At 67.7% G+C, this 26,558-nt stretch carries 26 protein-coding genes, 1 pseudogene and 1 riboswitch; of the genes and pseudogenes, 15 read left to right on the top strand and 12 right to left on the bottom strand.

Annotated elements, in window-relative coordinates; all coding sequences use genetic code 11:
- Positions 1–39: 39 nt before the first annotated feature.
- Together PU704_RS15080 and PU704_RS15075 are read right to left on the bottom strand one after the other, a co-directional pair.
- On the bottom strand, positions 40–588 hold the full coding sequence (locus PU704_RS15080) for a DUF305 domain-containing protein (RefSeq protein WP_277551902.1): 549 nt from the start codon (positions 586–588) through the stop codon (positions 40–42).
- A 435-nt stretch (positions 589–1,023) separates the two neighbouring features.
- Positions 1,024–1,533, bottom strand: coding sequence for a DUF305 domain-containing protein (locus PU704_RS15075; protein ID WP_277551901.1), 510 nt, complete (start codon positions 1,531–1,533; stop codon positions 1,024–1,026).
- Between the two features lie 172 nt (positions 1,534–1,705).
- On the opposite strand from PU704_RS15075, the gene PU704_RS15070 reads away from it, so the two are divergent.
- Positions 1,706–2,526, top strand: a protein-coding gene (locus PU704_RS15070; protein ID WP_380113362.1) for an IS5 family transposase whose coding sequence is annotated in 2 segments (ribosomal slippage) — positions 1,706–2,027 and positions 2,027–2,526 — 822 coding nt in all. Because the reading frame shifts where the segments join, the coding sequence is not laid out codon by codon here.
- Positions 2,527–2,620: 94 nt separating this feature from the next.
- On the opposite strand, the gene PU704_RS15065 is transcribed toward PU704_RS15070, so the two are convergent.
- Positions 2,621–3,031, bottom strand: a complete 411-nt coding sequence (locus tag PU704_RS15065; RefSeq protein ID WP_277551899.1) for a four-helix bundle copper-binding protein — start codon at positions 3,029–3,031, stop codon at positions 2,621–2,623.
- A gap of 596 nt (positions 3,032–3,627) precedes the next feature.
- Positions 3,628–3,819: riboswitch (cyclic di-AMP (ydaO/yuaA leader) on the top strand.
- Between the two features lie 5 nt (positions 3,820–3,824).
- Between PU704_RS15065 and PU704_RS15060 the strand changes: the two genes are divergently transcribed.
- Complete coding sequence (locus PU704_RS15060) at positions 3,825–4,496, top strand: C40 family peptidase (protein ID WP_277551898.1); 672 nt, start codon at positions 3,825–3,827, stop codon at positions 4,494–4,496.
- A gap of 275 nt (positions 4,497–4,771) precedes the next feature.
- Positions 4,772–5,638: a C40 family peptidase gene (locus PU704_RS15055; protein WP_277551897.1), complete on the top strand. Its 867-nt coding sequence runs from the start codon at positions 4,772–4,774 to the stop codon at positions 5,636–5,638.
- Positions 5,639–6,097: 459 nt separating this feature from the next.
- Here the strand turns inward: PU704_RS15055 and PU704_RS15050 are convergent, their stop codons facing one another.
- The gene (locus tag PU704_RS15050) at positions 6,098–7,345 is read right to left on the bottom strand and encodes an IS256 family transposase (RefSeq protein ID WP_277551896.1); all 1,248 of its coding nucleotides are present in this window, start codon (positions 7,343–7,345) and stop codon (positions 6,098–6,100) included.
- A 664-nt stretch (positions 7,346–8,009) separates the two neighbouring features.
- Here PU704_RS15050 and PU704_RS15045 point away from each other — a divergent pair.
- Positions 8,010–8,708, top strand: coding sequence for a response regulator transcription factor (locus tag PU704_RS15045; RefSeq protein ID WP_277551895.1), 699 nt, complete (start codon positions 8,010–8,012; stop codon positions 8,706–8,708).
- A complete protein-coding gene (locus PU704_RS15040) occupies positions 8,705–9,841 on the top strand; it encodes a sensor histidine kinase (protein WP_277551894.1) in 1,137 nt (378 codons plus the stop codon). The genes PU704_RS15045 and PU704_RS15040 overlap by 4 nt, the downstream gene beginning before the upstream one ends.
- A 104-nt stretch (positions 9,842–9,945) precedes the next feature.
- Here the strand turns inward: PU704_RS15040 and PU704_RS15035 are convergent, their stop codons facing one another.
- Complete coding sequence (locus tag PU704_RS15035) at positions 9,946–11,097, bottom strand: heparan-alpha-glucosaminide N-acetyltransferase domain-containing protein (protein WP_277551893.1); 1,152 nt, start codon at positions 11,095–11,097, stop codon at positions 9,946–9,948.
- A 528-nt stretch (positions 11,098–11,625) separates the two neighbouring features.
- Here PU704_RS15035 and PU704_RS15030 point away from each other — a divergent pair.
- A complete protein-coding gene (locus PU704_RS15030) occupies positions 11,626–11,994 on the top strand; it encodes a hypothetical protein (protein ID WP_277551892.1) in 369 nt (122 codons plus the stop codon).
- Positions 11,995–12,128: 134 nt separating this feature from the next.
- Here PU704_RS15030 and PU704_RS15025 read toward each other — a convergent pair whose 3' ends face one another.
- Both PU704_RS15025 and PU704_RS15020 read right to left on the bottom strand, forming a co-directional pair.
- Positions 12,129–13,280 carry a heparan-alpha-glucosaminide N-acetyltransferase domain-containing protein gene (locus PU704_RS15025; protein ID WP_277551891.1) on the bottom strand — a complete coding sequence of 384 codons (1,152 nt, stop codon included), beginning with the start codon at positions 13,278–13,280 and terminating at the stop codon, positions 12,129–12,131.
- A 319-nt stretch (positions 13,281–13,599) separates the two neighbouring features.
- The gene (locus PU704_RS15020) at positions 13,600–13,836 is read right to left on the bottom strand and encodes a hypothetical protein (protein ID WP_277551890.1); all 237 of its coding nucleotides are present in this window, start codon (positions 13,834–13,836) and stop codon (positions 13,600–13,602) included.
- A 590-nt stretch (positions 13,837–14,426) separates the two neighbouring features.
- Between PU704_RS15020 and PU704_RS15015 the strand changes: the two genes are divergently transcribed.
- From PU704_RS15015 to PU704_RS14980, 8 genes and pseudogenes are all read left to right on the top strand, one after another.
- Entirely contained in the window at positions 14,427–15,674 is a 1,248-nt protein-coding gene (locus tag PU704_RS15015) for an IS256 family transposase (protein WP_277551889.1), read from the top strand.
- Between the two features lie 537 nt (positions 15,675–16,211).
- Positions 16,212–16,424, top strand: a complete 213-nt coding sequence (locus PU704_RS15010) for a heavy-metal-associated domain-containing protein (RefSeq protein ID WP_277551888.1) — start codon at positions 16,212–16,214, stop codon at positions 16,422–16,424.
- Positions 16,421–17,392, top strand: a complete 972-nt coding sequence (locus PU704_RS15005) for a heavy-metal-associated domain-containing protein (RefSeq protein WP_277551887.1) — start codon at positions 16,421–16,423, stop codon at positions 17,390–17,392. The genes PU704_RS15010 and PU704_RS15005 overlap by 4 nt, the downstream gene beginning before the upstream one ends.
- A gap of 73 nt (positions 17,393–17,465) precedes the next feature.
- Complete coding sequence (locus tag PU704_RS15000) at positions 17,466–19,796, top strand: heavy metal translocating P-type ATPase (protein ID WP_277551886.1); 2,331 nt, start codon at positions 17,466–17,468, stop codon at positions 19,794–19,796.
- Between the two features lie 30 nt (positions 19,797–19,826).
- On the top strand, positions 19,827–20,069 hold the full coding sequence (locus PU704_RS14995) for a hypothetical protein (protein WP_277551885.1): 243 nt from the start codon (positions 19,827–19,829) through the stop codon (positions 20,067–20,069).
- 101 nt (positions 20,070–20,170) lie between these two features.
- Positions 20,171–20,509 (top strand): metal-sensitive transcriptional regulator, encoded by a 339-nt coding sequence (locus tag PU704_RS14990; RefSeq protein WP_277551884.1) that lies wholly within the window; start codon positions 20,171–20,173, stop codon positions 20,507–20,509.
- A 52-nt stretch (positions 20,510–20,561) separates the two neighbouring features.
- A pseudogene (locus PU704_RS14985) lies at positions 20,562–20,708 on the top strand (6-phosphogluconate dehydrogenase); the annotation flags it as partial.
- 397 nt (positions 20,709–21,105) lie between these two features.
- Entirely contained in the window at positions 21,106–22,044 is a 939-nt protein-coding gene (locus PU704_RS14980; RefSeq protein ID WP_277551883.1) for an ABC transporter substrate-binding protein, read from the top strand.
- Here the strand turns inward: PU704_RS14980 and PU704_RS20005 are convergent.
- From PU704_RS20005 to PU704_RS14965, 3 genes are all read right to left on the bottom strand, one after another.
- Positions 22,038–22,277, bottom strand: coding sequence for a hypothetical protein (locus PU704_RS20005; protein ID WP_338130235.1), 240 nt, complete (start codon positions 22,275–22,277; stop codon positions 22,038–22,040). The two genes, PU704_RS14980 and PU704_RS20005, sit on opposite strands and share 7 nt — an antisense overlap.
- Positions 22,278–22,647: 370 nt before the next feature.
- On the bottom strand, positions 22,648–23,196 hold the full coding sequence (locus tag PU704_RS14970) for a nucleoside/nucleotide kinase family protein (RefSeq protein WP_277551882.1): 549 nt from the start codon (positions 23,194–23,196) through the stop codon (positions 22,648–22,650).
- A 625-nt stretch (positions 23,197–23,821) separates the two neighbouring features.
- A complete protein-coding gene (locus PU704_RS14965; RefSeq protein WP_277551881.1) occupies positions 23,822–24,196 on the bottom strand; it encodes an ArsR/SmtB family transcription factor in 375 nt (124 codons plus the stop codon).
- A gap of 56 nt (positions 24,197–24,252) precedes the next feature.
- On the opposite strand from PU704_RS14965, the gene PU704_RS14960 reads away from it, so the two are divergent.
- On the top strand, positions 24,253–25,305 hold the full coding sequence (locus tag PU704_RS14960) for a cation diffusion facilitator family transporter (protein WP_277551880.1): 1,053 nt from the start codon (positions 24,253–24,255) through the stop codon (positions 25,303–25,305).
- 10 nt (positions 25,306–25,315) lie between these two features.
- On the opposite strand, the gene PU704_RS14955 is transcribed toward PU704_RS14960, so the two are convergent.
- Both PU704_RS14955 and PU704_RS14950 read right to left on the bottom strand, forming a co-directional pair.
- Positions 25,316–25,909, bottom strand: coding sequence for a recombinase family protein (locus PU704_RS14955; protein WP_277551879.1), 594 nt, complete (start codon positions 25,907–25,909; stop codon positions 25,316–25,318).
- A gap of 214 nt (positions 25,910–26,123) precedes the next feature.
- A complete protein-coding gene (locus PU704_RS14950; RefSeq protein WP_277551878.1) occupies positions 26,124–26,465 on the bottom strand; it encodes a hypothetical protein in 342 nt (113 codons plus the stop codon).
- Between the last annotated feature and the right edge of the window lie 93 nt (positions 26,466–26,558).

Below are 26,558 nucleotides of genomic sequence, written 5' to 3'. Positions count from 1 at the left end.
GGATCACCCCCCACCGATCGCGCCGCTTCAGCTCGGTGATCAGCCGCGGCCGGCGAGCCAGGTGCGGAAATCAGCGACCTGGGCCTGTTGGGCGGTGATCCCCGCGGTGGCCGCCACCCGCAGCTGCGGGTGCACGGCGCGCGACTGCGGCTCCAGGAACTCGATGATCCCGCTTTGGTGGTGCGGGATCATCTTTTGCACGAAGGCGATGTCGAAGTCCTCGCCAGCCTCCACGGCCGACAGCTTCTCGACCATCATCTGGGTCTCCTCCTCCAGGATCTTCATCTCCTCCTGGGCTTCTGCCGGGGCCTGGGCCATGGCTTCCTCGGGGGTCAGCCCGTACCACTCGTCGAGCCACCGGGTGAACTGGTCGATCTGGTGCTGCTGGTTGGCGATGATGTTCTCCGCGTGGGTGCGGATGTCCGGGCTGGCCCCGCGCTCGAGCTCCAGCTGGGCCATCTCGATGGCGGTCCTGTGGTGGCCGATGATCTCGGCCAGGAAGGTGATCTCCAATTCCTCGCCTTCCAGGGTCGCCAAGGTCTCGCCGAACTCGTAGGCGGTCGGTGAGGTCGGGTCCGGCTGGAGCATCTCTGGTTGGCTGTCGGTGGAGATCGCAGTGACGGCGCTCCACTGGTGGGCGGAGGCTGGAACGGTTGCTCCCCCCAGCAAGGTTGCAGCGAGGGCGAGGCTGGAAGCAGCTGCGGTGATACGGCGGCCGCGACTCGGGGTGTGAGGCATGGTCAGGTCTCTCTTTCGGTGCGAACAGGCCCGGAGGATGAAACCGGTTCAACCACCAGCTGGGCGGCCTCGGGCGGACCATGGTTCGCCATGATGAAAGGCACGAGCCCGTCTGCGGTGCCGGAGACGGGGGAGAGGAAACCAGGCGGGGCGCTCGGGCCGGGCGCCCGACCAAGTTCCCTCTTGCACCGGGGGATGCCGCTCCGCGGCCTCCCCCGGTCAGCGGTTCACATCAGGTACCGGCGACCCGTGGTCCAGCCCAGGACGGCACCTCCGCTCGGCGGATCATTCGTAGCGCTTGAGGATCTCCTGCATCTGGGCGATCTCCTCCTGCTGGGTCTCCACGATGGTGGCGCACAGGTCCTGGATCTCCGGGTCGGTGATGTTCGATTCCTGGCAGACCAGGATGGCCCGGGAGTGGTGCGGGATCATCGATTTCAAGAACCCCTCGTTACCCACTCCAGCCTCGGCACGCCCGAGGAGCAGCGTCGCGATGAACAGGGCGAGGAAGCCGACGAGCAGGGCGATGTTGATCTTGGTGTTCTTGAACATCGACCACATGCCGATGACCATGAGCACGGCCATCGCGGTGACCATGATGAACGCCATGTAGAGGTTGCTGGGATTGAAGTAGAAGTGGTCCCAGGTACGGATCATCGACATCGTCAGGACCCACATCAACCCCAGGTTGACCAGCAGGATGGCCGCGAAGATCCAGTACATCCGGTTCGATGTGCCGTGGTGGCCGGCCTTGTCTTCGTGGCTCCGGTTGCGAGCACCCGCGTTCGTCGTCATTGTCCTCGTTCCTCTGGTGACTTCCTCGTGCATTGGGTGCATCACCCGGGCGGCAGGTGCGTCATGGCGGTGCCCTGACCCCTAAGACCTGGTCTCAAAACCTGATCGGTCGTTGCCCACCTGCCTGGGAACGGTCCACAGTGCCTGCATGACGACGAGGACGCAGTCGTGGATGGTCGATGACCGTCTGTGGGAGCTGATCGCCCCGCTGATCCCACCCCAGCCACCACCTCGAGGGCCCGGTGGGCGACCCCGGATCGAGGACCGGGCGGCACTGGAGGGGATCCTGTTCGTGCTGCACACCGGGTGCCGTTGGCGGGACCTGCCCCCGGCCCTGGGCTGCGGGTCCGGGCACACCGCCTGGCGCCGGCTCAGGCAGTGGCAGGGGGCCGGGGTGTGGGAGAAGCTGCACCGGGCAGTGCTCGAGGAGCTCTCCGAGCAGGAGATCCTCGACTGGTCGCGGGCCAGTATCGACGCGGTGTCCGTACGTGCCAAAAGGGGGGCGAGCTGACCGGCCCGAACCCCACCGACCGCGGGAAACCGGGGACGAAGTACCACCTGCTCACCGACGCGGCCGGGCTGCCCCTGCATGTGCTGGCCTCAGCCGCAAACGTCCACGACAGCAAACTCTTCGAGCCGTTGCTGGAGACCAACCCGAGTGTGCGTGGCCGGCGAAGGCGTCCGGGGCGGCCCCGCCGCCGGCCGGAGAAGCTGCACGCGGACAAGGGCTACGACTACCCGAGGTGCCGCCGCTACCTGCACCGGCGAGGCATCAAGGTCCGGATCGCCCGGCGCGGAATCGAGGCCAAGACCCACCTGGGCCGGCACCGCTGGGTCGTGGAGCGCACCATCTCCTGGGTCCTGCGGTTCAAGCGTCTCGGGATCCGTTACGACCGCACTGCAGCCACGCTGCTCCCGCTGCTCTTGCTCGCCGTCACGCTCATCAACTTCCGCCGACTGCGTCAGGTAGAAGAGTTACGAGACCAGGTCTAAAGGTCTGGGATCCCACCCGTGGCGCCGATCCCAGCCGGCCACGGGCCTTCTCACCGCCTCCGCCGCCCGGGTGATGGGTCAGCGCAGGTTCTGCTCAGCCCAGGGAGGCGACCAGCTCGGCGCAGGCGGCCTCGCAGCGCCGGCAGGCCTCAGCACAGATCCGGCAGTGCTCGTGCATGTCCGCGTGCTTCTCGCACTCATCGGCGCACGCCTTGCAGGCCATCTGGCAGGCCCGGATCGTATCCAGGGTGATGTTGGCGTCGTAGCCGGTGTGCCGGGAGAGCACCCGCCCGGTGACCTCGCACAGATCCGCGCAGTCCAGGTTGGTGCGGATGCACTTGGTCAGCTCCGCGACCATGTCCTCGGACAGGCACGCATCGGCGCAGGCGGTGCAGGTCTGGGCGCACTCGAAACAGGCCTCGATGCAGGCGGCCAGCTTCTCCTTGTCCACCCCACCGAGGTCCTTCGGGTAGGTCTCCAGCATCGCGCTCACGTGATGAGTCATGACTTGCTCCTTCATCGGTTCAGCAGGAGACGAACCGGCCGGAGCCAGCCCGCCATGTCATCGACCGTAGACTGCCGTTTCCGTGTGACGCGCCCCGAAAGTTTGAAGATTTGATGAAGATCAACACCTCAGTGGTGCGCAACTGCATCCCATCGACTGACTTGCACATCGGTGCAGCGGGCCGAATATAGAGATTCCGTGAAGAAATCCCGCCGTGCACCTCGAAAAGGCGCCCCGAGACCTTCCCAAACTGTGAGCCACCTCGAAGATTCCCTCACGGAACCTTGGTACTTGCCCAAGCAACGCTGGAGACTACGCGTAGTCCTAGGCCCCTTGTCGTCGTCGACTGTGTCCAGCGAAATGCGCGCCACGATGCCATTTTGCCTAGTCATCCGGTCCCGGGTCGGCCAATAGCTGGGTGACGAGGTCCACTGGGCGACGAACCTATCTCTTCCGGAACGAGCCTTCCCGGGGCCGGGAGTCCGGCTTCTCAGCCCCGGCCGAGGGAAGAATCCAGGCCGTGACCTAAACGTGACACTTTCGTTATGGATGGGCTACTGTCCACTGCGTGCCGATGATCGATCTGGTCGGCGCCCTCGTGCACATCGCCGAATTCTGCCGGTGCCCGGGGTCCTTGAAGAGATATCGCTTGGCAGAAGCGGGGGAACCATTTTCGGTCCCGGTGATCCGGGCCTTGGGGTTAAGTCGCCCAGGACGCATGCGTCCGGGGTGGCCGGGTGTCTCCCACCCGCATCCGACAGCTCACCTCGTAGGCAAAGGGAGGAACTCACCCATGTCGCTTTTCAAGCAGAACACTGCCCGCCACCGCGCCGGAATCACCTCGAGTGCGGTGCGCAACACCACGATCGCCGCCGCCGCCGGTGCGGCACTCATCGGCTCCATCGCCCCGGCCCAGGCCTACGCCGAGATCCCCGTAGCCTCCAGCACCACCTCGTGGGCGCCCGTCGCTTCTTCGGCGGCCAACTTCGCCACCAATACCTACCAGGCTCCGGCCGCTGCCCAGCCCGTGGCCACCCCGGCGTCCCAGGCCTCGGCGCCCGAGCAGACCGCCACCACCGCGAGCCTGTCGACCCAGTCCGCGGACATCACCCCCCTTGGGGCCGATTCCTCCTCCGCCGGCCTGGTGGCCACTGCCATGCAGGGCGAGGGCACCGGCTACGTCTGGGGTGGCACTGCCTTCGGCGCCTGGGACTGCTCCGGGTTCACCCAGTGGGTCTACGCCCAGAACGGCATTGACATCCCCCGCACCAGCTACCAGCAGATCGCCGCAGCCACCCCGACCGCCAACCCCCAGCCCGGGGACCTGGTCTCCATGCGTGGCGGCGGGCACATTGGGATCTACATCGGTGGTGGCAAGATAATTTCGGCGCTCAACCCCATCCAGGGCACCTTCGTCCACTCCGTGGACGCCATGCCGGTGGACGGCTACTACACCTACCGCTGACCCGGCTCGCCCTCCGCAACGACCGGGGTCGTCGCGGAGGGCCCTGGGCACTCCGTCTGCTGCGCATGAGAGTCCCAGCCTCTCCGCACGAGCTTCTCGTCCTTTACGGACACCGCACCTCTCCTCCACTCATCCGCCGTGCACGGTACTCCTGATCCGGATCGCCGCACTGCCGGCCACCGTGACACCTCGCACCCCTGCCCGGGGTAATCCGTGCTGTCACCGCACCGTTCCGGTAGATCTGCCCGGCCCTCCAGAAAGCCTCCTGAATCCCCATGACTCGTGACGTGAACTCCTCCAACGGCATCGGCTCGTTGTTCACCGGCAAGGCCCGCACCGTGGCCGCCGTCGCGGCCTTCTCGGGCCTGGCCCTGGCCACCACCGTCTCCGTGCAGGCCGCCCCGGCCCAGGAGGGCGCCGCTACCGACGCCCCGCTGTCGGCCGTCGCCGCAGCCACCCCGTCGGCCGCCCCCACCGTGTCCCTCGAACCGGTCGCCCACGTGACCAAGACCGAGCAGAAGACCGCGAAGGTAGAGCCCAAGGCCGAGGCCCCGAAGCCCGTGGTCGCCCCGCAGCCGGCCGTGCAGGCGGCCTCTGTGGTGCAGGCAGCTCCCGCCGTGGCCCAGGCGGCTCCCGCGGCCCAGGCCGCCCCTGCGCCGAAGCCCGTCGTCACCCCGGTACCCGCCCCGGTGGTTCAGGCCGCACCCGTCGTCGAGGCCCCGAAGCCGGTCCCGACCCCGGTTACCGCCCCGGCGCCCAAGCCCGCCCCGGCGCCGGCGGCCGAGCGCACCCTCGCCCCGCAGAGCTCCGCCTCCGGCAAGGGGGCCACCATTGCCTCTGCGGCCATGGGCCAGCTCGGGGTAGGACAGGACTGCACCGCAGCGGTGAACAATGCCCTGCGGGCCGCTGGCATCACCTTCCGGGGCTGGCCGGCTGATTACTTCACGCTGGGCACGCAGGTCTCCGCCGGCCAGGCGCAGCCCGGCGACCTCGTCTACTACGCCGACGGCGGCATGGGCACGGCCCACATCGGCGTGTACATCGGTGGCGGCAAGGCCGTCCACGGGGGCTGGAACGGCGGCAGCACCGTCGTCGACAGCGTCAACGTGGGTTCCGGGCCCACCTACATCCGCGTGCGCTGAACCCGGACGAACACAGTCTCCGGGTGTGCGGTTCCTGATCGGCCAGACAGGTTCCGCGCACCCGGTCTTTCACTATCTTGGTGGGGCGGCTGACACCTGTCCCGGTGACTCACTGCAGGAGCGCGGCATGCTGGCCTTGCGATGGCCCTGCGGTGGCTGTGCTGGGCACCATCACTTGGCCCAGTGGTGAGGGGACATGCCTGGCTTGGTGGCTGGAACGAGAAGTAAAATCGAGGGGCAAGCCTGGCGTATTCCCAAGATGGATCGGGCAAGGATCCAGAGCGAAATTGCTCCCGCTCAAGGGCAACGTCAGGAGTTGGGGACAACCACCCTGCACGCACCGCAGACTGCGCGGTGGAGTGCTCCTCGACTGAGGGCGCGCCGACCCTCCTCGCAGAGGGGCGCGCCCTCCTTGTGGTCAAGCCCCCGCGAGTGGTGTAGCGATCCTTCGTGTAAGGGTCAGGCGGTGAGTGCGGTCAGGGGGTCGGTGGCCACCTCGCTTCCGGTGTCGGCGACGGTGGTGAGCCGGCAGCGGGTGAGGACCTCGAGGCCGAGGTAGCGGCGGCCCTCGGCCCACTCGTCGGTCTGCTCGGCCAGCACGGCCCCCACGAGGCGGACGATGGCTTGCCGGTTGGGGAAGATCCCGACCGCATCCGTGCGGCGCCGGATCTCCCGGTTCAACCGCTCGGCGGGGTTGTTGGACCAGATCTGGGCCCAGACGTCCTTGGGGAAGCTCGTGAACGCGAGGATGTCCTCACGGGCCTGCCCCAGGTGCTCGGCCACCGCTGGCAGCTTCTCGGTGACGTAGTCGATCAGGCGGTCGAACTGGGCGTGCACGGCTGCGGCGTCGGGCTGGTCGTAGACGCTGTGCAGCATGGCCTTCACGGCCGGCCACATGCTCTTCGGGCAGATCGACATGAGGTTGGCCGCGTAGTGGGTGCGGCACCGCTGCCAGGCGGCACCGGGCAGGTTGGCCGCGATCGCGTCCTTGAGCCCGGCGTGGGCATCGCTGGTGAGCAGGCGGACTCCGCCCAGGCCGCGGGCCACGAGGTCGGCGAAGAACTCGTTCCAGGCCGCCCCGGTCTCGGCCGTGGCCACCCGCATGCCCAGGACCTCGCGGTGCCCGTCGCCGTTGACCCCGGTGGCCAGGAGCACGACCGCGTTGACCACGCGCCCGCCCTCACGGACTTTCATGGTCAGCGCGTCGGCGGCCACGAAGGTGAACGGGCCGGCCGTATCGAGGGGCCGGTGGCGGAAGGACTCCACGTGCTCGTCGAGGTCACCGGCCATCCGGGAGACCTGGGACTTCGACAGGGAGTTGATGCCCAGGGTCTTCACGAGCTTGTCCATCCGGCGGGTCGAGACCCCGGCGAGGTAGCAGTCGGCGACCACGGTGATCAGCGCGGACTCGGCCCGCTTGCGCCGCTCGAGCAACCAGTCGGGGAAGTACGTGCCGGTGCGCAGCTTCGGGACGGCGACGTCGATGGTGCCGACGCGGGTGTCGAGCTCGCGGTGGCGGTAGCCGTTGCGCTGGGCCGCCCGGGTCGGGGTGGGCTTGCCCCACTCGGCGCCGACCACCGCCTCGGCGTCGGCGGAGAGCAGCGCGTTGATCATCGTCTGTAGCAGGGACCGCATCAGATCCGGGGACGCTTCGGACAGGGCTTCGCCGAGCAGGCCGGCAGGGTCGACAATATGAGGAGCGGTCATCGTGATGACTCCGTTCGAGAGTGCTGTGAGAGGTTCACTCGAAGGATCACACGGTGGCCGCGTCATCGTTGACGACGAACTGGGCCACCGAGCGTTACACCATCATGCGGGGCTCAACCCTCCTTGTTTCCCTGCCGGTCAATCCGTGCTCTCGGGTGGGGATCGGCTCACTCGGTCAGGCACCTAGCGAAGCGCTTTCCCCACGAAGCGCCCGCCGCCGGGAGCGATGCTCAATCCATGAGCACCAATCCAGCAGCACCTGCCTGGGTGCCCATGACGTGTACCTGCTTCTCTTCGCCTACGGCGCTGCAAACGGTCTGCGTGAGTGGAGCCTTTCAAGCCGCGGGGGCACCGTCACCCGCTGCGGTGCCCATGTGGGCGGCAGAAGATTTTCGGGCAGTGTTCAGGGTGCGCGGTGGGCACATCCGTCGGTGGGAGAATTCCTGCAGATGTCCAGACGTGCCCATCGTGAGGACCCCGGTGCCGTAGCGGGGCCCCTACGGCACCGGCGACCCGCTGGGTCTGAGGACAACCTGGAAGGGTATTGGTACGGGAAGATGAGCACCGTGAACACGATGAGTGAGCCACGCCCCAGCGCTCCGGCGCGGAAGACCCGCGTTGATCTGATGAAGGGGATCTGATGTCCTCCTCTGCGACTGGGCGGGTGCTGGTGGTCGACGACGAAGTCGATCTGGCGCAGTTGATCGAGGGGTATCTGCGCAAAGCCGGGCTGGAGGTCGCTGTGCGTCACGACGGGGTCCAGGCCGTGGCCGCGGTGCGGGAGTTCTCCCCGGACGTGCTGGTGTTGGACCTGGGGTTGCCCGGCATCGACGGGATCGAGGTGTGCCGTCAGGTGCGGACCTTTTCGGACTGCCATGTGCTGATGCTCACCGCCCGTGACGATGAGATCGACAAAATTGTGGGCCTGTCGGTAGGGGCCGATGACTATGTGACCAAGCCCTTCAGCCCGCGCGAGCTAGTGGCCCGGGTGCAGGCCATGCTGCGCCGGGCCCGGACCCCCACCGTGGAGACGCCTGCGGGGTGGGAGGCTCAGAGGCCGGGCTTGGTGATTGGGGACCTGGTGGTGGATGAGTCCGCCCGTGAGGTCTACCTGGCCGGGGAACCGGTGGGGCTGACGCGGATCGAGTTCGATCTGCTGGCGGCTCTGGCTACCCGCCCTCAGTTAGTGCTCTCCCGCCGACAACTGGTGGAAACGGTCTGGGACACCTCCTGGACCGGGGATGAGCATCTGGTGGATGTGCACATCGGGAGGATCCGCAAGAAGCTCGGCGATGAGGCCGCCAATCCGCGGTTCATCCACACCATTCGTGGAATCGGCTACCGGATGGGCACCGGGCGATGAGCGCCACCGCCTCCACCCAGACCTGGTCCTGGAGTCCGTTGACCGTGCGGTTGATGCTGGCCCAGGCCGCGGTGCTGCTGGTCGGGCTGATCATTGTGGTGATCACCGCGGTGCTGGTCGGGCCGTCCATGTTCTACCACGAGCTCATCCAGGCCGGCCACGCCGATGAGGCCACCGGGCTGGTCCACCTAGAGGACGCTTTCCGTTCGGTGAGCCTCACCGCCTTGGCCATCGGCGGGCTGCCGGCCCTCTACATCGCCGGGGTGCTCAGCTTCTATCTGCACCGCACGATCGGGAAGTCCCTGGCCTCCTTCACCACAGCCGCCGGCCAGGTAGCCTCAGGCAACTACGACGTGCGCGTCACCTCCACGAAACTGGGCCCGGAGTTCGACTCCCTGGCCGGTTCCTTCAATGAAATGGCCGCCAAGCTCAGCGCGGTGGACACCACCCGGCGCCAGCTGCTGGCCGATCTGGCGCATGAGATGCGCACCCCGCTGGCCAGCCTCAAAGGCCACCTCGAGGGCATTGAGGACGGGGTGGTCGAACTCGACGAGCACACCACCGGGATTCTCTACGCCCAAATTGCCCGATTAGAGCGGTTGGCCCGTGACATTCGGCAGCTCACCGCCGCCGAAGAGGGTATGACCCACCTTCAGCTCACTCCCCAGGACCCCCAGCGCCTGGCTACCCAGGCGGTCGCGGCCATCGAACCCGACGCTGCCGGCAAGGGGGTCTCGATCACGTCCATCAGCACAGGTATGGACATCACTCCGGTGCTGCTGGATCGGGAGCGGATGGGTCAGGTGCTGGGCAACCTGCTGGAGAACGCCCTGCGCCACACCCCGCCCGGTGGGTCCATCACCGTGCACACCGATCACGCCCCGGAAGCGGTCACGTTCACGGTCACCGACACCGGGGAAGGCATCAGCGCTGAGAATCTCCCGCACGTCTTCGAACGCTTCTACCGGGCCAACACCGGCCGAGAAGCCCACCGCGGGGGCTCGGGCCTGGGCCTGGCCATCAGCAAAGCCCTGGTGGAGGCCCAGGGCGGGTCCCTGGAGGCCACCAGCGACGGGCTCGGGCAAGGCGCCCGCTTCCGGATCCGTCTGCCCCGCCACCGGCCCACCACCTGAGTCCGCGGTGCGCGCTTAGAGGCCTCTCGATGATTACCGAAGGCACCCACCGCAGGAAACCGTCTGCTCTCCTGCGGTGGGTGCCTCCGGTAGTGTCACGGCAGTTATCCGCGCCTGTCGCCGGGAGATCCACCCAGCACCAGCCGGCGGCTGCCCTTCACGCTGGTGCTGACCACCCGCTCCAGGGGGCCCTGTCCCAGCCCCCGTTGCCAGGCCACCGCGAACAGGGCCGCCAAGGCCAGATTGATCACGAACCACAGGTAAGGCTGGTCGTAGTGGAGCTCGAAGGACAGCCCCACCAGATGGGCGGTGTACAAAGTCAGGGTCATCGCGCCCATCGCCGCCAGCGGCAGCAACCACGACCCGGCCTTCTGTCCAATCAGCAGGAACACACCCAGCACCGCCAGGCTCATTCCCAGGCTCGCCGCGATCGCCAACGGGGTGTTGGTGTGCGGAGTGGCGATCGTCAACCACCACCCCGTGGTCGTCGGCAGCACATCCGGTCCCCAGATCAAGGCTTCCTCCAAATCGTGCTCACTCATCGAAGAGGCATCAAGCAGCCGCTCGTAGCCACCGAAGGCATAGAGCAAGAAATACGACGTGGCTCGAGCGAAGATCGTCACCCCGACGCCGATGACCAGCATCCGGATTTGCACCTCGGTCTTGCGCAGGTTCAACCGCCCCAGCCCCAGCCCCACCAGCAGGTAGGTCATGTACGGCAGCGCCGGGTAGCTACCGGTCAGCAACAGCTGAGCCGTGGTCCCCCCCGGCTCGGTGAACAGATCCGTGAACGTCGGGTTATAGGAGACGAACTCAGGCAATGCATCCCGCAACCCTTGCATCAGGACCGGAGCCAGGATCCCGAAGACCGCCGCCGAGACGAACAACGCCTTCGCACCCAGATGCAGGAAGGGAATGGCCAAGAGGAAGAACACCCCGTAGTAGATCAAGATGTTGTACGCCGGCGGATCCTCCGGCATCAAGGTCCCGATCCACAACCCCACTACGGCGATCAGCACGGCCCGCACCACCAGACCCACCCGGTCGGCGGTCATCGCCCTGCCCAGATGCGGGTGACGGCCCCCGGAGGTCAACGCCAGCCCCACCCCGGCCAGCAGGGCGAACAAGGCCGCCGAATCCCCCGAAAACAGGATCCACGACCAGCTCGCCCCCCCGGTCTCCTCGTCATAGGCCGGCAGCAGGTGGATGGCCATCAACCCGATCAGCGCCAACCCCCGGGCCGCGTCGATGCCCACCAACCGGCGCGTAGGCCGCACCAATGCCCCATCCAGTGCTGATTGGGCGGTTTTTTCCGCCCGCGACATCCCACTCATCACTCCCCCTGATCGTGCTGGCCCCGTTAGGGCCCTTGTAGCCTGCGGCTAACGGCCGTATCCCAGGCCCCAGGCCCCGGGGACCCGGGACCCTACTGCCTCCAGGTTCTCGGAGGCACGTGGCGGCCAGGTCGCGGGATTCTCAAGATTCCATGAAGACCTGCCCAGCCTTCGCCTGCGGTGGCCGTGCACCACATCAAGTTCCGCGTCGTGCCGATCGGCAGTGATGATGGCGCCGTGATCACCACATGATCCGTCCCACCACCGCCGTCCCGGGGGCGCTTAGCGCCCACGAAGCGCTCCTCGAAGGCGTCACAATGACCGATAAACGCCTCCCGCCCTGACCAGGGTTTGCCCAGTGCGCAGCTGGCTCCCACGATGGAACTACGGGGATCACCGGGCCCCATGGAGGGTCTTCCTCGAACAGGGCAGCGCACAGTGGGGGGACCAATGAGCGATACCGCCAAGGACCAAGCCACGGGTGGCGGGGGTGAGCCGATGAGCCAGTGGGCCGTCGAGGCGTCGATCAGGGCCACACACCGTGTGGACGAGCGCTTCATCGCGGCTGTGGCGGCGCCCCTCAGCGCCTATCACGGTGTTGCCCGCAGAACGGGCGCGCCCGGTGTATCGCTGCGCCTGCAGCTGGAGGCTGACACCCCTGTCGCCGCCTACGGCGCGGCCCTGGATCTGCTGGCGAGGAAGGTGCTGCCCTTGCTGGAAGGATCCACGCTGCTGGACCTGAAAGTCACCCCTGATGAGCAGCACCCCGGACGCACCGACCTTCCCCCACCACCCACATTGGTAGAAACGGCTCCCTGAATCGTGTCCGCAGCCGGGCGCCCGCTCCAGATGATTCTGCCCAGACGGGTCACCCTTGACGAGACTTACCGACTCGCTCTTGGTCTGCGCACCTGCTGCATATGCCCATGAGGAGAGCCAGGTGAGAAACCGGCTCACGCCTGCCGATGCCTGCCCAGGACGAGCCAGCGGACGATACGCACGATACGGGCGACCACCCGCTCCAGCGGCCCTTGCCCGAAGGCCTGGTGCCAGAAAAGAGCGAAGACCATGGCCATACCCACGTGGATCAGGAACCACACCGGCTGGCCGTAGTGCACCTCCGCGGCCAGGGCCAGCAGATGGGCGGAGTACACGGTCAGCGTCATCGAACCCATCACGCTCAGCGGCAGCAGCCACCTCTCGACCCCGCGGGCCAGCAGCAGGAAGAGAGCCAGTACTGCCATCGCCCAGCCCAGGCCCAAACCCAGGGCCAGGGGCGTGTTGGTGTACGGGCCGGCCACGGCCAGCCACCACCCGGTGGTCGTGGGCAGCACCGGGTCGGGGCCCCACACGATGATGTCGTTGACCAGCTCCTCGTCCAGTCCCGGGGTGCGGGCCACGAGCTGCTCGAAGCCGCCGGCCTGCTGAATCAGCGCCCAGGAGGCGAACCACGCGGTCACGGCCAGTATCACCCCGAACGACAGCATCGCCACCTGGATCTGGACCTCGGCCAGATCCAGCCGGCCGATCGCCAGCCCGGCCAGCAGATAGGCTAGATACGGCAGGGCGGGGAAGGTCCCGGTCAGCAGCAACTGGGCGGCCGTGGCCCCGGGGTTGCCTGCCAGGTCGGTCAGCGCCGGATTGTACCGCTCGACAGCCGGCAGCACGTCCCGCAACAGGTGCATCAGCACCGGCCCGGCCAGGGCGAAGAACCCTGCCCAGACGAACAGCATCTTCGCGGACAGGGACAAAAACGGGATCGCCAGCAGGAAAAACGCCCCGTAGTAGACCAGAATGTTCACCGCCGGGACCTCGGCGATGGTGTTGCCCGGCATCACCTCGTTGATCGCCAGCCCCAGACCTGCGATGAGCAGCGCGCGCACCGCCACCCCCACTCGATCGGCGGTCATCGCCCGTCCGGTATGCCGGGTGCCGCCGCCGGTGCTGAAGGCCAGGCCGACCCCGGCCAACAGCGCGAACAGCGCCGCGGAGCGGCCGGCGAAGACCGTCCACTGCGCGGTGGACTCGAAGGTCTCCGGATCCCAGGCCGGCAGGATGTGGATCGAGATCATCCCGATCAGGGCCAGCCCGCGGGCGGCGTCCACCCCGACCAGGCGACGCCTGCGCGACCCAGTACCCGGAACGCTGGAACCGTGGGTCGCAGGTTCTCCCGGACGATGCGGGGCGGGCACACGTGCGCCGCTGCTCCCTGTCCACGGGGCGCTGCGCGCCGAGCGTCCTTGGAAATCTGTCATGACGAATCGCCCCCCTGTGCCGCACCAGAGGGCCCCCTGCCCCCGCCCCGGACCACGGTGTCCGGTACAGGTCTCACTTGACCAGAGGCAGATAAGGCTGGGGTATTTGTTTTCTGAGACCTACATGTGAAGGCCACCCCGGGTGCCCAGAGCACCTCGCACGGGGACCTCAGCAGAACAGATCACCCCAGGCCCGCACATGCTTTCTTGGTGGCCCGTAGTGGATCAAAATGTTGTAGGCCCATGGGTCCTCCGATATCAAGGTTTCGATTCCCGGGCCCACCACGGCGGTCAGTACCGCTCGCACCACCAGTCCGATCCGGTCGGCGGCCATCGTCCTGCCCTCGTGCGGGTACCGCCCGCCAGAGGCCAGTGCCAACCCCACTCCGGCCAGCAAAGCGAACAAGGCCGCCGAGTCCTCAGAAAATGCCCTTTAGGACCAATCCGCGCCACCCTTCGAGCCGCGTCGATCCCCACCAGTCTGCTCGTGGGCCGCACCACCGCGTCTCCGAGACCGGCAGGGAGGTGCCCTCCCGTTCTCGGTCGGATGCTCGTGATTTCCCTGTTGACCGTGAAGTCCCGATGCGTCCGGGACCGTCCTGTCCCCAGGGTGACCGTCCCACTCGGATTCCCCGTCGCGGGTTTCTAAATTTCTATGAAAACTCCAGGGTTCGTAGGCGATAGAGGCGCCCATCCGTACGACCAAAGCTCGAAATGAGAAGAAGGAACCACAGCGCAGGATCCTCGTAGCAGTCCATGGTCCGTCGGATCCTCCGATCCGAGCCACGTCACTCCTTGACCTTAAACGACGGGTGCCCCAGCCTCTGGGGAGCAGAGCCGGGGCACCTGTCGCCCGTGTGCACGGGCTGATGAGAAAGTTGCGTCCTGCATGGTGGTGTACGGGTAGCCCGGTGAGCGCGTCGTCATAGACGAGGGCGGTCACCGCGTGATCCTTCGAGTGAACCTTCCACAGCACTCTCGAAGAGGAACATCACGATGACCGCTCCTTCCAGTATCGACCCTGCCCAGTTCCTGCACGAGCACCTCGCCCAGGCCTCCCCGGACCTGCTCCGGGAAATGCTCACGACCTTTGTGAACACGCTGCTCTCGGCCGAGGCCGACACGGTGTGCGGAGCCGCCTACGGGGCCTCTTCCCCGGAGCGGGTCAATCAGCGCAACGGCTACCGTCACCGCGACTTCGACACCCGCGCCGGCACCCTCGACGTAGCCATCCCGAAGCTGCGCACCGGCACCTACTTCCCCGATTGGTTGCTCGAGCGCCGCCGGCGGGCCGAGTCCGCGCTGACGTCGGTGGTGGCCACCTGCTACCTGCTGGGGGTCTCGACCCGCCGGATGGACAAGCTCGTGCAGTCGTTGGGCATCACCGGGCTGTCTCGCTCCCAGGTCTCGACCATGGCCGCCGACCTCGACGAGCACGTGGAGTCCTTCCGCACCCGCCCCCTGGATGCCGGGCCGTACACGTTTGTGGCCGCCGATGCGCTGGTGATGAAGGTCCGCGAGGGAGGTCGGGTGGTGAAGGTCGCCGTCATGGTCGCCACCGGCGTCAACGCCGACGGCCACCGGGAGATCCTCGGGGTGCAGGTGGCCACGGCCGAGTCCGGGGCCGGATGGTTGGGCTTCTTCCGCGACCTCGTGGCCCGTGGATTGAGTGGTGTGCGCCTGGTGACCAGCGATGCCCACGCCGGGCTGGTAGAGGCCATCGGGGCGACCCTGCCCGGAGCCTCCTGGCAGCGGTGCCGCACCCACTACGCGGCCAACCTCATGGCGACCACCCCGAAGAGCAGTTGGCCGGCGGTGAAGGCGATGCTGCACTCGGTCTACGACCAGCCCGACACGGCTTCCGTCGAGGCGCAGTTCGACAAGCTCCTTGAGATGGTCGAGCCCCAGCTGCCGGCCGTGCACGCCCACCTGGACGAGGCCAGGTCCGACATCCTGGCCTTCACCACTTTCCCGAAGGGACTGTGGCGCCAAATCTGGTCGAACAACCCCAACGAGCGGCTCAACCGTGAGATCCGCCGGCGCACCGACGTGGTCGGGATATTCCCGGACCGGACCTCCCTGATCCGCCTGATCGGGGCCGTGCTGGCCGAGCAGCACGACGAGTGGGCCGAAGGACGGCGCTATCTGGGACTGGACGTACTCGCCAAGTCTCGCCTGAGCCTCGTCAGCACCACTGACACCGGGAAGGAGGACACCACCGCCCTCGGCGCACTCAGCGCCTGACCCCACGAGGATCACGCCGATCCTGTACACCACTCAAGAGGACTTGACCGATGAGAACGGGGGGTTCTCATCTGCAATCTAAGTCCTCACTGACCCGGGAGAACAGCCCGTAGAGCCGCCAGAGAGCAAGCTTCAGGGAATCTTCACGTGGTCTTGAGGAAAGCTCAACAAGCACCTTCGATGTCACTGCGGAGAATCGGAACTGAGCATGGGGAACACTGTCGCGCCTCAACTGCTGGTGACATCACATCTTGGATGGAACGCTGAGCTCTATTCCTGAAATGAACGGCCCGGGTGTGGGGGTCCGCACCGTCCGTCCGTGGCGCCGGAAAGCACACCGGATCAGGCCCAAGCGGTGTCCACCCGCGCAGGTGCGGCTGGATAGAGCGCGACGGAACCTGCCGCGACCATACCGCCTCGCACCCGACCCACCACCGCCTTCTCCCTCCGGCACCACTTGACACCTGTACCCCCAGGGGGTAAATCTGTACTTGCACAGATACCCCTCAGGGGTAACATATTGGGAAGGACGAGACCATGACGACCACTCAGTTCCAGGTGACCGGGATGACCTGCGGGCACTGCGAGATGTCCGTGCGCGAGGAGGTCCAGGAGGTCGCGGGCGTGACCGGTGTTCAGGTCAGCCACCAGAGCGGCCAGCTCACCGTCACCAGCGCCGAGCCGGTGGACGAGGCGGCGGTCATCGCCGCGGTCGAGGAGGCCGGCTACCAGGCGGCGCGGTCGGCGTGAACGCCGCCGCACGGCTGGGGGCCTACGCGGCGGGGCTGGCGGTGGTGTTCACCGGGGCCTTCGCTGCGGCCGGGGCCGTAGTGCCGGAGGCGACAGTGTCGGCTTGGACACAGCAGGCAGAAGGAACCCAGCTGACCCAGCACACCGACAGCGGTCAGGACCCGGTCGAGACCACCGCCGGCAGCCCTGCGGGGCCCACCCCCCAGGGGGTGAGCATGGAGCAGAACGGCTACCTCCTCCAGGAGGTCACCGCGCCAGGAACCACCGGGGACGCCGGGGAGCTGTCGTTGACGATCACCGGCCCCGACGGGGCCCCGGTGACTGAGTTCGAGACCTCCCACGAGAAGGACCTGCACCTGATCGTGGTGCGCACCGATGGCACCGGGTTCCGTCACGTGCACCCAGTGATGGACGCCACCGGGCGCTGGTCGCTGCCGTGGCAGTGGGAGACTGCCGGCACCTACCGGGTCTACGCCGATGTCGTGCCGGCCGGGGTCGGGGAGAACCTGACGTTGACCCGCACCGTGGACGTGGCCGGTTCCTTCGATCCGGCCGCACCGGAGGTGGCCGTCACCGACGAGGTCGACGGTTACCAAGTAACCCTGGAAGGCGACCTGTCGGCCGGGTCTCAGTCGCAGCTGAGTGTGAATGTGACCCGTGACGGACAGCCGGTCACCACCCTGGAACCCTACCTGGGTGCCTACGGGCACCTGGTCGCGTTGCGCGCCGGGGACCTGGCCTACCTGCACGTCCACCCCGAAGGAACTGAGCCGGTCGCCGGTGAGGTCTCCGGGCCGGAAGTCGACTTCGCCACCACGGCCCCGACCCCGGGCCGGTACTACCTCTACTTCGACTTCCAGGTCGACGGGCAGGTTCACACCGCCCAGTTCGCCCTCGACACCACCGGGTCCACCGACACCACCAATTCCTCCGCTGACACCGCAGCCGACGACCACGGCGAGCACTGACCCGCCTTCGACCTATCGCTGAGAGAGTCGCGGCCGGGTCGGTTGCGTCCATATCAAGAGAAAGAAGCACCGCATGTCTGCATCCTCGGCCCCGCCGCAGGCGCTGGGCACCGACGTCGAGCTCGAGATCGGTGGGATGACCTGCGCCTCGTGCGCCAACCGGATCGAGCGCAAGCTCAACAAGCTCGAGGGCGTGAGCGCCAGCGTCAACTACGCCACGGAGAAGGCCCGCGTCAGTGCCCCGGCCGGGTACGACCCGCAGAACCTGATCGCCGAGGTGGAGAAAACCGGCTACACCGCAGCGCTACCAGCACCTCCGCAGGCCGACCCGGGTGCGGCAACAAGTGAGGGGGCAACGGCAGAAGACGCCGAGCTGCGTACCCTGCGGCAGCGTCTGATCGGTGCGGCAGTTCTCTCGGTGCCGGTCATCGCGATGGCGATGATTCCCGCCCTACAGTTCGACTACTGGGGCTTCGCCTCCCTCGTGCTCGCCGCACCCGTGGTGGTGTGGGCCGGCTGGCCCTTCCACCGGGCCGCGTGGCTGAACCTGCGCCACGGCACGGCGACGATGGACACCCTGATCTCGATAGGCACCACCGCGGCCCTGCTGTGGTCGATCGTGGCACTGTTCTTCGGCACTGCCGGCCAACCCGGAATGGTGCACCCCTTCGAACTGACCATCTCCCCCTCCCACGGGCTGAGCAACATCTACCTCGAGGTCGCCGCAGGCGTGATCACCTTCATCCTGCTCGGCCGCTACTTCGAGAAGCGCTCCAAGCGCCGGGCTGGGGCGGCCCTTCGCGCCCTGTTGGAGCTCGGGGCGAAAGAGGTCGCCGTTCTGCGCGAGGGGCGCGAGCAGCGCATCCCCATCGAGGACCTGGCCGTGGGCGATGAGTTCCTCGTGCGCCCCGGGGAGAAGATCGCCACCGATGGGGTCATCGTCTCCGGCACGAGCGCTATCGACGCCTCCATGCTCACCGGTGAGTCGGTACCGGTCGAGGTCGCCGAGGGGGACGCGGTCACCGGCGCCACCGTCAACGCCGGCGGCCGGCTCGTCGTGGCCGCCACAAGGGTCGGTGCGGATACGCAGTTGGCGCAGATGGCCCAACTGGTCGAGGACGCACAGTCAGGAAAGGCCGAGATCCAACGTCTGGCCGACCGGGTCTCGGCCGTCTTCGTGCCCATCGCCATCGCGATCGCCGTGGCCACCCTCGGTGCGTGGATCGGCGCCGGGTTCCCCCTCTCGGCAGGCTTCACGGCCGCGGTGGCGGTGCTGATCATCGCCTGCCCCTGCGCCCTGGGCCTGGCCACCCCGACCGCGCTGTTGGTCGGCACCGGTCGGGGCGCCCAGATGGGCGTGCTGATCAAGGGACCTGAGGTGCTGGAGTCCACTCGGCGGATCGACACGATCGTGCTGGACAAGACCGGCACCGTCACCACCGGCAAGATGACCCTGGCCGATGCGATCCCCGCCCCCGGTGTGGACCGGGCCGAGCTGCTGCGTCTGGCCGGTGCCGTGGAGGACGCCTCCGAGCACCCCATCGCCCAGGCCATCGCCACCGGTGCGACCACGGAGGTGGGAGACCTGCCGGCACCGGAGTCCTTCGAGAACATCGAAGGCCGCGGGGTCCAGGGCGTCGTCGATGGACACGCGGTGCTGGTCGGCCGTGAGGCCCTGCTGGCCGAGTGGGCCCAGTACCTCGACGACGATCTGCGCCAGGCCAAGCAGGCCGCTGAGGCCCAGGGCAAAACCGCTGTGGCGGTCGGCTGGGACGGGCAAGCGCGCGGCGTCCTCGTGGTCGCCGATGAGGTCAAGCCCACCAGCGCCCAGGCCATCGCCCAATTCAAGGAGCTAGGCCTGACCCCGGTGCTGCTCACCGGTGACAACCAAGCCGTGGCCGCCCAGGTCGCCGCAGAGGTCGGCATCGAGGAGGTCATCGCCGAGGTGCTTCCCAAGGACAAGGTCGATGTCGTCGCGAAGCTCCAGGGGCAGGGCAAGACCGTGGCGATGGTCGGTGACGGCGTCAACGACGCTCCCGCCCTGGCCCAGGCCGATCTCGGCCTGGCCATGGGCACCGGCACCGATGTGGCCATCGAGGCCGCCGACATCACGCTGGTGCGCGGGGATCTGCGGGCTGCCGCGGACGCGATCCGGCTCTCCCGACGCACGTTGAGGACGATCAAGACGAACCTGTTCTGGGCCTTCGCCTACAACACAGCTGCTATCCCCCTGGCCGCCTTCGGACTGCTCAACCCCATGCTCGCCGGGGCCGCGATGGCCTTCTCGTCCGTCTTCGTCGTCAGCAACAGCCTGCGCCTGCGCTCCTTCACCAGCCAGGCGGTGGACCCCCAGCCGTCATCGGCGACCCCGCGCCCGAGGGCGCGACAGCCGATCGACGCCTGAACCACCCCACCGATTGAAAGGAACACCATCATGTGCCACCACGACCACCACGACGAGCACGGTCATCACCATGGGCTCGCCGACCGCCACCTGGCCGGTGTCTCCAGCGACGAGACTGCCGAGTGCCCGGTGATGCCCGGCAACCAGGTCGTCAAGGCCGATGCCGAGGCCGCAGGGCTCGTCCGCGACTACCAGGGCCAGCGATACTGGCTCTGCTGCGCCGGTTGCGGCCCGGCCTTCGACGCCAACCCCGCCAAGTACGTGGCGGCCTGATCCCACCCAACACCCCGTGAACCGGCGGCCCCGGGCCAACTCCACAGCTGGCCCAGGGCCGCCGGTCCACACGAAATCGACCGAAAGACGATGACACCACCATGGACGCCACCCCTGTCCCAGAGACCACCGCCACCCCCGACACCGAGTGCCACACCACGCACGGGTACATCAGCGACAAGGCCCGGTATCTGGCCCGCCTCAAGCGGATCGAGGGCCAGGCCCGCGGCATCCACCGGATGGTCGACGAGGAACAGTACTGCATCGATATCCTCACCCAGATCTCGGCCCTGACCTCCGCGCTGCGCAACGTCGGCCTCGGGTTGCTCGATGACCACCTGAAGCACTGCGTCGTGGACGCCGCCCAACTCGGCGGCGAAGACGCCGAAGCCAAGATCAAGGAAGCCTCCGACGCCATAGCTCGCCTCGTCCGTTCCTGACACAGCGCCGCTCCGTCCGTAGGCGCCCAGGGGCACGACCAGGACCGCGACCGCGCAACCGATCCTCGACTCGCTCAAACCCGTGGGCGCGTTCGGCTTCGTCCACGCCGGTGAGCACGGCGCGGGCCACTTCGCGAAGATGGCCCACAACGGCATCGAGGACGCGATCATGCAGACCTATGCCGAGGGGTGGGAAATGCAAGGCCGCCCCCGGGGGAGGAATCGGCCCATCCCGCGGAGCAGTGAGCCCCGTCATCCCCGACGGGTCGGCGGGAGGCGCGCACCACGATATAGCCACGGCCGCAGCCCTGCAGGCACGACCAGGCCGAGCCGACCCCGCGACGCCCCGTACCCCGTCTCCCAAACGACCGGAGAAGGCCACAACCCAACACATTGCGCCCCCGTCTGCCTCCGATGAGGTGTCCGAAGCCATGGTTCCCGAGCCCGGCTCTGCCATGACCCCACCGTATCTACGGCGTCGCCGGTGGACAGGCCCCACCCGGTAACCATGACTGCGCACTCCGTTATCATCTGCACACTGTCCTTCACCCACTGAATACCCCTGCACACCCGCACTGACCGACAGGAGAACCACCATGACCACCGCTCCCGCGCTCCGCCGCCGCGCCACCGCACCCGCCCTGGGTGCCGCCCTGCTGCTGGGCCTGACCGCCTGCGGAGGAGGCGGCGACCCCCTCGCCGGAGACGGGGGGTCCGAGGACGGCGCCACCGAGACCGTGACCGTGGGCTCCGCCGACTTCCCGGAGAGCCAGATCGTGGCCGAGATCTACGCCGGAGCGCTCGAGTCCGCCGGGGTCAGCACGGAGACGTCCCTGGGCATCGGGGCCCGCGAGGCCTACGTGGGGGCGGTGCAGGACGGGTCCGTGGACGTGGTCCCCGACTACTCCGGCAACCTGCTGCTCTTCGCGGACCCCGAGGCCACGGCGAGCTCCGCCGAGGAGATCATGGACGCCCTGTCGGAAGCGCTGCCGGAGGGCCTGACCGTGCTGGAGCCCTCCTCTGCGGAGAACAAGGACGCCATGGTGGTCACCCCGGAGACCGCCGAGCAGTACGGGTTGACGAGCATCGCGGACATGGCGGAGGTGTGCGGGGAGCTGGTGATCGCGGGCCCGCCTGAGTTCGCCGAGCGCGCCTACGGGCTCGAGGGCCTCGAGGAGAACTACGGGTGCGTGCCGGAGTCCTTCGAGCCGATCAACGACGGCGCGGGCCCCCTGACCGTCGAGGCCCTGCTCAACGGGGACGTGGACGTCGCCGACATCTTCACCACCACTCCGGCGATCGCCGACAACGACCTCGTGGTCCTGGAGGACCCGGAGAACAACTTCATCGCCCAGCAGGTCCTGCCGCTGGCCGCGACGGACCGGCTGCCCCAGGAGGCGGTGGACGCCCTGAACGAGCTGTCCGGCAAGCTCACCACGGAGGACCTCATCGACCTGAACCGCAAGGTCAGCGGCGACCAGCCGATCAGCCCGGCCGACGCCGCGCAGGAGTGGCTCTCCGCCAACGGCTACTGAGCCCAACCCCGGGCTATTAACCGGTTCAGCGACGCGACACTGACCACCACGATGCACCGTCCTACAACCCCGCGGACCCGTGCCCCCTTTGACCCGCTCGCTAAGGATGCTCGCACACGGGCGGCATATGCATCACCACCTCGGGGCCAGACGGCCTCAGAACGTCGGTTGCGGGATCTCCCGGATCCGCCCCTGTAGAGAGTGGCCTTGGACATCCCCAGATTGCGTGCCACCTGGGTGGCCGGCTGTCCTGCCTCGATCAGTCACCCCGCGGCACGGATTTGGGAGGCAGTGAAGGTCGGGCGCCGCCCACCCAGGTCCTTGGCCGCCCGGGGTTTGGCCACAGAGTCGGTGGTCCGCTCGTATTTGATCCCAGTTCCATCTGGGCGAGGGCTGCCATGACGGTGAAGACCATCGACCGCATCAGGGTGTGCGTGTCGCACGTTTCCCGCCACCGAGGTTCAGCACCCGCAGACCAGCGTCCCAGCCCCGCAGGGGACTCGGCGAAGGCCGGCATGTTCTGCGTCGACCGCCCCTGGGGGTTCAGCGTGGTGATCATCAAGGTGTCGTCCTCTTCTCTGTGAACCAGTCTGGGCTGCAGGTTCATCTCAAGCCGGTGAGTCGAGAGAGAACCGCCTCTGGCGCCCCGGTGGCGTCCACGACGATCCAGCCCCGGACACCGGCGAACTCCAGATAGGCCGCCCGGGCCGCGCGCAGATACTCCAGCGACTCGTCATCCTGCCCGCGGGCAAGAATCCGTGCATGGGCGGTCTTGGCCGGGACGTCGAGCACGACCACGACAACCCCGTCCAGCACGGTGACCGCCAACCACGGCAGCACCCGGCCCGGCGGCAGACCCCGAACCCGTCGCAGCACCAGTTGGCACACCAGATGGCGGTCGATCACCACCAGACCGTCCCGGCGTGCGGCACGCACCTGGCAGACCAGAACGTTGGTGGAGCGCACCACGGTTTCGAACCGGTCCGCCCACCGCACCGGTACCTCCACCCCGACGCGTGCCGAGGTGCGTGCCAGCCAGCGGCGACCGGACCGGTTGCGCAGCACGACCCCCGGCCGCCCCGCCTCCTGCTCCGCCGCCACCAGCGCCGCGGCTGTCGTCGTCTTCCCCGCCCCGTCGATGCCCAGCAGCACGACGGTCCGAGCTCGGTGAGCCGGCCGAGCCCCGGGCCACCTCCCTCGTCCCGCCGCAGCAAGACGCCCCCGGATGCCCGTCACCGGACTGCTCCTGGCACTGTTCGACAAGACACTATTCACGGCCTTTCCGACCGTCAGAGACTTCGCGGACGATTCATGACGCGGGGCGGGGACAGAAGCCTGGAAATCCCCCCCCCCCCCCAACCAGTCCGGGCAACCGGTGGCCGGGTCGATGCCCGCGAGGGGATCCTCCTCCGCAACCCAGACCGGTAACCGGCCATATGTAAATCGGAAGACGTCGTGTCCTGGACACGCGACCTCGCCGGGGACAGCTCGGGGACCTTGCCAGACACAGGGCCTCTCAGTGTTGCGCGGTGGCCATGGAGTTGACTGACGGTGACGCCTCGAGTGTCGCGACGGGCCTACCACGTGGTGAGCAGATGACCAGGAGGCCGGGACTCAGCTGTCGTCGGCCGGTGAGCCGTGCCGTGTTCGCCGGGGGTTTCCCCCTTCAAGGGGCGGTGTCGGTGGGCCGGCTCGTGGTGGTGGGTTTCACCCGGCGATAAGAGGGGCCGTGTCGGCTTCGTGGCTCAGGCGCGCCCGGTGAGATTCATTGAGTCCGTCACCCGTCGCGGTCCGCGCCTATAGCGCGGTAGTTGTGCGGGGCGCCTGCCGGGGCGGCACCGGTGATGTGCTCGGCATGGGAAAGCGCCTCGGCCAGCAGGCGGTGCACGTGGGTGTCGGTCGCCCAGTAGTAGGCGAAGGTGCCCTGCCGCCGGCTCTCGACCAGCCCGGCCAGGCGCAGCTTGGCCAGGTGCTGGCTCACCGCCGTGGGCGCGGCGCCGACCAGCTCGGCCAGGGCGTTGACGCTGGACTCGCCCTGGAACAACGCCCACAGGATTTTCACCCGCGTCGCATCGGAGAGCATGCGGAAGGTCTCCGCGGCAATCCGGGCATGCTCGTCATCGGGGGCGGGGTGGACCAGCTCGTCGTGCACGGCATCATGCTACCCGCGCCTTTGTATCTGCGTATCTACGTAGATACGCTTCTAGTGTGAAATCAGTCCGGCACACCCACGAACACGGCGGCACCCGCGCCCACTCTCATGGCCACGACCATGGCCACGGCGAGGGGCATGAGCATCACGGCGCCTGGGGCCGGCTCAAGCACGCCCTGGTCCCGCACAGCCATGACCACACCGAGGCCATCCAGACCGCCGAGCAGGCCAGCTCCATCGGCATCCGCGCCGCCTGGGTCAGCCTGGCCGGGATGGGGGCCACGGCACTGCTGCAGATCGTCATCGTCTGGGTCAGCGGGTCGGTGGCCCTGCTCGCCGATACCCTGCACAACCTGGGGCACCTGGCCACGACGATCCCGCTGATCATCGCCTTCCGTCTCGGCCGCCGGGCTCCCACCCGGCGCTACAGTTACGGGTTCCGGCGGGCCGAGGACCTGGTGGGCCTGCTCATCGGGGCCGTGATCGCCCTTTCGGCCGCGCTGATCATTTGGGAGTCGGTCCGGGCGCTGACCATCCAGCGGGACATGACCCACCTGGGCTGGGTCCTGGCTGCTGCCATCGTCGGGGCTGCCGGCAACGAGGTCGTGGCCCGCTATCGCATCCGGGCCGGGCGGCGCATCGGCTCGGTGGCCCTGATCGCGGAGGGCCAGCACGCCCGCACTGATGCCCTGACCTCCCTGGCGGTGGTGCTCGGGGTCATCGGCGCCTGGCTCGGGCTTGCGTGGGTGGACCCGGTCATCGGTTTGGTCATTGCCGCGGTGATCATTGCGGTGTTGGTCGGCTCGATGCGCACGGTCGTGCGCCGGCTCATGGACGGCGTCGAGGACGGAACCTTGGACTTGATCGAGCGCACGGCCGCCGCCGTGCCGGGAGTGGAATCGGTGGGCCAGGTGCGGGCCCGGTGGAGCGGGCACCGCCTGGAGGCCGATGTAGACATTGCCGTTGAGAACACCCTGAGCGTCGAGGCCGGCCACGACCTCGCCCACGCCGTCGAGGAGAACCTGCGCCGACACGTCCCCCATCTGCAGCAGGCCACCATCCCCGTCACCCCCGCCCAGGCAGGCACCACTTCCCGGAGGACCCCCTGACGCATCGGACTCAGATGGTCGTCGCTTGCGGCAGCTCCCGAATCCGCCGGTAGAGGGTGGCCCGCGACATCCCGAGGTCGCGGGCGACCTGGGTGGCCGGCTCCCCGGACTCGATCAGCCGCAGCGCGTTGCGGATCTGGGAGTCGGTGAAGGTCTGGCGCCGCCCGCCGAGGTCCTTGCCGGCGGCCCGGCGCTTGGCCACCGAGTCGGTGATGCGTTCCCGCTTGATTTCAAGTTCCATCTGCGCCAAGGCAGCCATGACGGTGAAGACCATCGAGCCCATCGGGGTGTGGGTGTCCACGTCTCCCCCACCGAGGTTCAGCACCCGCAGCCCGGCACCTCTCCCCCGCAGTGCTTCGGCGAAGGCCAACATGTTCTGCGTCGACCGGCCCAGACGGTCCAGCGTGGTGATGACCAACGTGTCGCCCTCCTCGAGCGCAGCCACCGCCCGGTCGAACTGCGGACGCGTGGCACGGCCTCCAGAGACTCCATGGTCCACGTAGAGGTCATCGCGCCGCACACCTGCATGCAGGAGGTCAGACACTTGGCGGTCTGCATCCTGCTGCCGCGTCGACACCCGGGCGTACCCAATCATTTTCCCCACGTCAACCCCATCTGTCTCGCAACTAACGTTGAGTAGCTGATTTTAGGTGCTCGTATAAAGCACATAGATGCGAGACACGCCCCACCGCGGAAACATGCGGGCGAAAATTCTTTGGACGAGACGTCTCGCATCCCATGACCTGCGAGACGAGGCAACGCGCCGAAAGCTCCTAAGACTTAGTCTCACCCACCGACGATCCCCACTAGATGCAGTGTCAGTCGGTGAACCGTTCATAGGCGCTCTGCCGGGAGGTGTTCAGCGCCCAGCCAACCCCGGCCCAGGATGCTCCGCTCCCCCGGGCATCATTCACAGCATCGTGGAGCGCCACGCCGGCCCCGCTCTCAAGCAGGCGCAGGAACCTCACCCGCTCCAAAGCACGGTCGGTGGCTTCCTCGGTCTTCGCGGCCGCCCACGCATCAGCAGCCATACGCAGGAACTGGGCTACAGCCACACCGTCACGGTCGTCGACCGGCACGGAATGGTCAGCCAGGGCCGCCCCAAGCTCCCACGCCGCGTGCGGCGCCGTCACACCTTGCTTTCCATCGTGCTCGATCACATCCACCTCCGAAGTGTCATGAAACCCTGACACTGTCAGGATTCCCCGACATCACCATGAGGTCAAGCCCCTACGCCGGCGCCAGAGCACGCA

This window comes from Kocuria oceani, from assembly GCF_029524215.1.
Classification (GTDB): Bacteria; Actinomycetota; Actinomycetes; order Actinomycetales; family Micrococcaceae; genus Kocuria; species Kocuria oceani.
Note: the sequence above shows the minus strand (reverse complement) of the source record. Positions and strands in the feature narration are given on the sequence as shown.